A 7,226-nucleotide genomic window follows, 5' to 3' on the forward strand; every position below is an offset into this window, starting at 1 on the left:
CGACCGGTGCGCCGCGCGCGCTGCTCCGTCCGGGCCCCGCCCGCGGCGGTCGGTCCCGGCCGAGGGGCCCGGACACGCCGGACCCGCCGGAGCGGGGTGCTCCGGCGGGTCCGGGCCCGTGCGCGGATGATCCCGGGGACGCGGCTAACAGTCGTCGTAGTCCCGCTTGTTGGTCAGGGCCACGGTGACGCAGTCATCGGCGTCCACCCGGTAGGGGCCGGTCACCGGGTCGTGCGGGAGGTGGTAGCCGCCGGGCGCGGCGGTCTCCCGCAGGTAGTACCTGCCGCTCGGCAGGTGGGTGAAGGCGCAGCCGCCCTCGGCCGTGGTGGTGCAGTCCGCACCCGTGCGGGTGTCCGGGTTCGGCCCGCCGGTCTGCAGCCCGGGGACGTCGTTGGTCTCCCGCCAGAGCTGGAACGTCGCCCCGCCCAGCGGCTTGCCGGTCTTGGCGTCCCGCTTGGTCAGATGGATCGAACCGTCCGCCGGCGGCTTCGGCGACGGGCAGTCACGGGCGGTCACCTGGACGCCGGTGGTGGCGTTCTGGGGGGTGAGGGTGAGGGGGCCGAAGACGGGGTCGGTGGGGAGGTCGTAGCCGGTGGGTGGGGTGGTTTCGCGCCAGTAGTAGGTGCCGGTGTCGACGGTGCGGCGGCAGATGCCGTCGGCGGGGGTGGTGCAGGTGGTGCCGATGCGGGTGTCGGGGTTGATGCCGGTGGTCTGGAGGCCGGGGGTGTTGTTGGTCTCCTGCCAGAGTTCGAAGACGGCGCCGGTGAGGGGTGCGCCGGTGGTGGCGTCGGTCTTGAGGACCCGGACCTCACCGGTGACGGGCGGGGTGCCGCAACTGGGGAGGTCGCCGTTGAACGGGTAGGAGTGGAACTCCTGGCCGCCGCCGCCCGTGGCGAGACTGGTGTGGGTGAGCGAACCCGCGGTGAAGAACCGGCCGTTGATGCCGGCCAGGGTGACCGTGGTGGCCGAGGCCTGGTCGCCGATCAGGAAGCTGCCCTGGAACTGGCCGGTCCCGGCGAGGGTGACGGCGGTGGCGTCGGGGAAGTTCCACAGCAGGTGGTCGCGGTAGGCGTTGAGCGGGTCGTCGCTGTCGTTGATGCCGCCGCTGTAGGTGTTCAGCGTCCGGGCCGCGCCGAGGACGTTGACCAGGATCGTGGCGCCCGAGGGGATGTTCGCGAAGACGATGCCCTGCTGGCCGCCGGTCGGCCCGGTGAGGTCGAAGTCGGCGTTGAACACCTGGAGCGCCGAGCTTCCGTCGCCGGTGAAGAGGGTCTGGCCGCCCTGGTTCACCGCCGTGCCGGTCGGGGTGCGGGGGGTGCCGCCGACCCGGGCGTAGCAGTCGGACGCGGTGCTGAGCCGGTCGCGCAGGCCGCTGTAGGGCTGGACGGCGTTGGGGTCCGTGACCAGTGTTCCGGTCACCGTCCCGGTGACCGTGCCGGCGTGCCGGACCACGCCGCCCTCGGCCACCAGGGTCTGGCCGGGGGCGATGGTGATGCCGCCACCGGTGGTCAGGAAGTCGGCGCCGTCCGGCGGGGGGACCCGGGAGCCGACGCCCGCGATGCCGATGTTGTAGATGGAGCTGACCCCGGCCTCCTTGGCCTGGGTGAAGCTGTCGAGGACGACCACGCGGCCCTCGGCCTCGGCGGCGCGACCGGTGACCCGGAACGTGTCACCGACGAAGACGTTGATCCCGTTGTCGCGTCCGGCGAACGGGCCGTTGCCGATCGAGCTCGGGTAGGGGTTCGGGCAGCTGCCCGGTACGCACGGACCGAGGCCGCCGGGCAGCGGCGCCGCGACGGCGGGGGCGCTCCCGGGGCCGAGGGCGAGGACCGGGACGAGGGCCGAGATCACGGTACAGGGGAGGGCCAGGGCACCGGCCCGTCGCCGGACACGGGTGAGCAGTCGGTTGAAGGAAGCCATAGTCGAAGCGTCCGACGGCCTGGGCGAATCGGGTCACCGGTGGGCCGCCCGCCTACGCTGATGCGGTGACCGGGCGTACCCGCTCAGACCAACCGTCACCTGGGCGGCGGACAGCGGTGGCTGGGCCCGCGCCGGGTCGGCGTCGGCCGGCCCGGGTCGGCGCCGGTCGGGCCGCCGGGCGCTGTGGCCGCTCACCCAGGACGACGCGCCCACGGCGGTGGATCTCGCCGACGCGCGGGAGGAACTCGAACAAATGGGATGACATATCGGACGCCTCTGCCGGGGCGGGAATGCGATGGTTCCCGGTGTGTTCCACTGGGCACGGTGGATAGCGACCGATCGGACGTCAAATCTTCCGAGGCGGTCCCGGAACGGCATGAGGAGCAGGGGTGGACGACGTGACCACGCAGAGCGGCGGGGCGTTCGACGGCACCGAGCGGGACAGCGCCGAGCAGTCGGGCGTCGAGCGCGCCGGCACCGGTGGGGAGGGAGACCTCGGGTACCGCGACATCGAGCACCGCGACATCGAGGTGAACGGTGTCCGGCTCCACCTGGCCGAGCAGGGGGAGGGCCCGCTGGTCCTGCTGCTGCACGGCTTCCCGGAGAGCTGGTACTCCTGGCGGCACCAGTTCGCGCCGCTGGCCGCGGCCGGCTACCGCGTGGTCGCCCCCGACCAGCGCGGCTACGCCCGCAGTGAGCAGCCGGCCGCCGTCGACGCCTACACCCTGCTCCACCTGGTCGGCGACGTCACCGCCCTGATCGCCGCGCTCGGGGGCGAGCCGGCGGTGGTGGTCGGCCACGACTGGGGCGCGCCGGTCGCCTGGTCGACCGCCGCGCTCCGCCCCGACCTGGTGCGCGGTGTCGCGGGGCTGAGCGTCCCGCCGCTGCCGGTCTCCGGGCTGCCGCCGCTGGCGCAGTCCCGGGAGCGGTTCGGCGAGGGCTTCTACCAGAACTACTTCCAGCGGCCCGGGGTCGCCGACGCCGAGCTCGCCCGGGACCCGGGCTCCACCTTCCGCCGCGTCCTGTTCAGCGGCTCCGGCGACCGGCCCGGTGCCGAGAGTCCGAGGGTCTGGGTCGTCCCCGAGGGGCAGACCCTGCTGGACACCGTCCCCGAGCCGGAGAAGCTGCCCGACTGGCTCACCGAGGAGGACATCGCGGCGTTCGCCGCCGATTACGCGGGGCACGGCGAGCGGGCCTTCACCGGTCCGCTCAACTGGTACCGCAACATCGACCGCAACAATGAGCTGCTCACCGCCTTCGCCGGGCGCGGGATCGAGGTGCCGGCGCTCTACGTGGCGGGGGACCGGGACATGGTGTCGGCGCTGGTCGGCCCGGACGCGCTGGGCCTGCTGCTGCCGCAGCTCACCCCGCGGCTGTACCGGCATGTCGCCCTCCCCGGCGCGGGGCACTGGACGCAGCAGGAGCGGCCGGCCGAGGTCAACGCCGCCCTGCTCGACTTCCTGCGCCACCTGGACGGCTGAGCCCGGCCGGGCCGCGCCGGGTCGTCAGACCGGGAGCAGCCGGGCGATCAGCTCGCCCAGCCTGCGGGCGTCCCGGCAGGCGTGCATCTCCACCACGTTCGCGTAGGCGCGCGCCGCGGAGTCGCCCTCGCCCCACAGCGAGGGCGACTCCGGGTTGAGCCAGTACACCCGGCGGGCCCGCCCGGCGATCCGGTGCAGGGCGGGCAGGTTCGGGTCGCGGTGGTTGTTCCGGGCGTCGCCGAGGATCAGCACACTGGTGCGCGGTCCGACCGCGGCCAGGTGCCGGTCGGCGAACTCGCCGAGCGCGGTGCCGTAGTCGCTGTTGCCGTGATGGCCCATCACCTTGGCCTCGGTGAGGATGCGCCGGGCCAGTCCGGCCGGGTCGGCCCCGCTGCCGGCCAGCAGCTCGGTGACCTCGGCGGTGCGGTTGACGAAGGCGAACACCCGGACCTTGCTGAACTGCTCGCTCATCGCCCGGACCAGCAGCATGGTGAAGTCGGCGAAGCCGGCCACCGAGCCGGAGATGTCGCAGAGCAGCACGATCTCCGGCCGGGCGGGCCGGCGCGGCCGGTAGGCGGGGCGCAGCGGCACGCCCCCGGTGGACAGCGAGCGGCGCAGGGTGCGGCGCAGGTCGATCTGCCCGCGGGCCGCGCGCCGCCGCCGGGCGGCCAGCCGGGTGGCCAGCTTCCGGGCCAGCGGGTGGACGGTGCGGCGCAGGTCGGTCAGCTGGTCACGGCCGGCCGCGAGGAAGTCGATCCGGTCGGCGCTGGGCGCGACGGCACGCTCGGCGATCCGTTCGGTGCCGCGCACCTCGGCCACCCGGCGGCGGGCCTCGGTGCCGACCATGGCGCGGAAGCCCTGGATGCGGCGGCGGATCTCGTCGGCGAGGAGGCGGTCGGCTACGTCGGACGGGGCGGTGTCCGGGGCGGTGCCCGCGCGCAGCGCCGCCAGGACGCGGGCCAGCAGGGTCTCGGGCGCGAGCCGGCCGAGCGTCTGATGGGCGGACCAGCCGTCCGATCCGGGCACCGAGCCGACGCCGTACCGGCCGAAGGCGGCCACCGCCTCGCCGGCCAGCCGGGCCTGGGCGGCCCGGTCGTCGGCGGCCAGGGCGGCGGCGAGGCGCTCGCGCAGCCCCTCGCGGAGGGGGTCGGCGAGGTCGCGGCGGGCGCTCCCGGCGGCGGCCCGGGCGTCGTCGGCGTTCTCCGGGCCGTCCTGCGCGGGGCCGCCCCGGGCCGCTTCAGGGGTGCCGACGCCGAGCGGGAAGTACAGGTCGAAGGTGGCGTCGTAGACCGCGCGCTGCCCCTCGGAGCGCAGCAGCGCGGCGGCCAGGCCGGCCCGCAGTCGCTCCCGGTCGGCGAGACCCAGGACGTCGAGCACGGCCGCCGCGTCGACGGTCTCGGCCGGCCCGGCCCGCAGCCCGTGGCCGCGCAGGGTCCGGACCAGCCCGGTCAGCCGGGCCGCGAGGTCGGCCGGTGCGGTCGTGCCGGTGGGCTCGGTTCGGCCGGGTCCGCCCCGGTCGGCGGGGGTGGGGGCGGCGCCGTCCGTCATGCCGGGGTGAGCTTCTGGGCGGCCTTCAGGATGTCGTCCTGGTGCTTGAGGATCACCCCGAGGGTGTCGCGCACCACGGCCTCGTCCAGGGTGTCCGCGCCGAGCGCCAGCAGGGTCCGGGCCCAGTCGATGGTCTCGGCTACCGACGGTGCCTTGCGCAGGCCCATCGCCCGCAGCGCGCCGACCACCCGGACCAGCGACTCGGCCAGCGTCGCGTCCAGGCCGGGGACCTTGAGCCGGACGATCCGGCGCTCCAGCTCGGCGTCCGGGTAGTCGAGATGGAGGAAGAGGCAGCGCCGGCGCAGTGCCTCGGAGAGCTCGCGGGTGGCGTTGGAGGTGAGCAGGACGAAGGGGCGGCGGGTCGCGGTGATGGTGCCCAGCTCCGGCACGGTGACCTGGAAGTCGCTGAGCACCTCCAGCAGCAGTGCCTCGACCTCGACGTCGGCCTTGTCCATCTCGTCGATCAGCAGCACGGTCGGCTCGTCCCCGCGGATGGCGGTCAGCAGGGGCCTGGTCAGCAGGAACTCCTCGCCGAAGATGTCGGTGCGGGCCTCGTCCCAGCCCTCGTCGCGGCCGGCGGTGATCCGCAGCAGCTGCTTGGCGTGGTTCCACTCGTAGAGCGCCCGGGCCTCGTCGATGCCCTCGTAGCACTGCAGCCGCACCAGCCGGGCCCGGTTGATCCCGGCCACCGCCTTGGCGAGTTCGGTCTTGCCCACCCCGGCCGGTCCCTCGACGAGCAGCGGCTTGCCCAGCCGGTCGGCGAGGAAGACGGTGGTGACCACCGCGGTGGAGGCCAGGTAGCCGGTTTCGGCCAGCTGGGCGGCGGCGTGCGCCGCCGACTCGAAGAACCCCGTGCCGTCGCCGCGCATGCGCCCCGCTTCCCTCGGTCCGTCCGTGCCAGCAGCACCCTACCGGCGGGTCACTTCGTTGTCCCGGCCTGCGGCGGCGGCCGGACCGGGACCCCGGCGAGGTGCTGCGAGGAGTGCTGGAAGCGACGAATTGTCAAACGGTTTTCCGACGATCCGTCACACGGTCCGTCGATGGTCGGTAACCGAATCAGGGGCATGAATCCAGCCAGCCGGTAGGTATTCGGACGAACTGAAGTGATAGATCAAATTCCGCTTAATTCGAACTAGGATCCTCGCGGTGCCATGACAACTGTTGCGGCACGAAGGGGTCTTGATGGCCCGGGGGAACGTGAGGGGATATGACCTACACGACATCAGGGGCGGGGACGTCGCAGCGGCGGCGCTTGCGCGCGAGGATCTCGGCGCTCACCGCGCTCGCGCTGGCGGCCACCATGGCCGGAACGACGATCGCCCAGGCGCTGCCGGCCGAGGCCGGCCCGGCGCCACTGCCCGCCGACGCGAGGGGCCGGGTCGTCGAGGCCTGGGAGCTCGGCGGCACGGCGACCAAGGACGCGGCCGAGAAGGCCATGCTCGGGTCCGACGCCGACATCACCAACTTCCTGGCCAAGACGCTGGACCGCGCCTCGGCCGAGGACGAGCGCTTCACCATCCTGAAGATGCTCAGCTCGACCGGCCAGGGCGTGCGCGACGCCGCCTCCAAGGCGCTGAGCGGTACGGACGCCGACGTGCACGCCTTCATGGCGTCCGGCTGGCAGAACCCGATGAACGACGACCGCCGGGTGGCGGTCCTGGGCATCATCAACAACAGCGACTCGGGTGTCCGGGCGGCCGGTACCAAGGCGCTCAACGACGGCACCGCCAAGGCGCTGGACGACTTCCTGACCACCGGTCGGGCCCGGGCCCAGCAGGAGGACGACCGTGTCACCGTCCTCACCATGCTCGGCCAGAACCCCGGACCGGAGTTCGTCAAGCAGGCCAACCGCGCACTGAGCGGGACGGCCGCCGACCTCAGCACCTTCCTGGAGACCGGCCAGTACCTGGCCCGCACCCGGGACCAGGAGACGCTGTCGATCTCGCAGCTCGCCCAGGCCGCCGCCGAGGCGGGCAAGCGGGCCAAGGTCGAGACCGACGCCGCCAAGGAGGCCGGCGCCCGCGCCGAGAAGGCCGCCGCGGAGGCCAAGAAGGCCGCCCAGACCGCCGCCGCCGAGGCCGCCGCGGCCAAGGACGACGTCGAGAAGGCGGGTGCCGCGGCCAACCGCGCCGCCCAGGCCGCCGAGGGCGCGGCCGCCGCCGCGCGGACCGCGATCGACGCCTCGAACGCGGCGGTGTCCGCCGCCCGGACGGCCGCCAACGCCGCCCGCTCGGCGGCCTCGGCCGCCGCCGCGGCCGGGGTGACGACGCGCAGGCC

The 7,226-nt window shown here is 74.3% G+C and carries 5 protein-coding genes; 2 read left to right on the forward strand and 3 right to left on the reverse strand.

Annotated features, from left to right (window positions below):
- Positions 1-144: 144 nt before the first annotated feature.
- Positions 145-1,920: a choice-of-anchor A family protein gene (locus ACFXHB_RS38390; RefSeq protein WP_380580659.1), complete on the reverse strand. Its 1,776-nt coding sequence runs from the start codon at positions 1,918-1,920 to the stop codon at positions 145-147.
- Between the two features lie 530 nt (positions 1,921-2,450).
- On the opposite strand from ACFXHB_RS38390, the gene ACFXHB_RS38395 reads away from it, so the two are divergent.
- Positions 2,451-3,401 (forward strand): alpha/beta fold hydrolase, encoded by a 951-nt coding sequence (locus ACFXHB_RS38395; protein WP_380580669.1) that lies wholly within the window; start codon positions 2,451-2,453, stop codon positions 3,399-3,401.
- 24 nt (positions 3,402-3,425) lie between these two features.
- On the opposite strand, the gene ACFXHB_RS38400 is transcribed toward ACFXHB_RS38395, so the two are convergent.
- Both ACFXHB_RS38400 and ACFXHB_RS38405 read right to left on the reverse strand, forming a co-directional pair.
- The gene (locus ACFXHB_RS38400) at positions 3,426-4,949 is read right to left on the reverse strand and encodes a VWA domain-containing protein (protein WP_380580661.1); all 1,524 of its coding nucleotides are present in this window, start codon (positions 4,947-4,949) and stop codon (positions 3,426-3,428) included.
- Positions 4,946-5,818, reverse strand: a complete 873-nt coding sequence (locus ACFXHB_RS38405) for an AAA family ATPase (protein WP_380580663.1) — start codon at positions 5,816-5,818, stop codon at positions 4,946-4,948. Before ACFXHB_RS38405 ends, ACFXHB_RS38400 begins: the two co-directional genes overlap by 4 nt.
- Before the next feature lie 383 nt (positions 5,819-6,201).
- On the opposite strand from ACFXHB_RS38405, the gene ACFXHB_RS38410 reads away from it, so the two are divergent.
- On the forward strand, positions 6,202-7,226 hold a 1,025-nt coding region (locus tag ACFXHB_RS38410; RefSeq protein WP_380580665.1), incomplete at its 3' end, for an ALF repeat-containing protein.

This window comes from Kitasatospora sp. NPDC059327, assembly GCF_042752535.1.
GTDB lineage: Bacteria > Actinomycetota > Actinomycetes > Streptomycetales > Streptomycetaceae > Kitasatospora.

What these genes read in the sequence shown, in the direction of transcription:
- ACFXHB_RS38390 (WP_380580659.1), bottom strand. Translation starts at nt 1,920, where the DNA reads ATGGCTTCCTTCAACCGACTGCTCACCCGTGTCCGGCGACGGGCCGGT.
- ACFXHB_RS38400 (WP_380580661.1), bottom strand. Translation starts at nt 4,949, where the DNA reads ATGACGGACGGCGCCGCCCCCACCCCCGCCGACCGGGGCGGACCCGGC.
- ACFXHB_RS38405 (WP_380580663.1), bottom strand. Translation starts at nt 5,818, where the DNA reads ATGCGCGGCGACGGCACGGGGTTCTTCGAGTCGGCGGCGCACGCCGCC.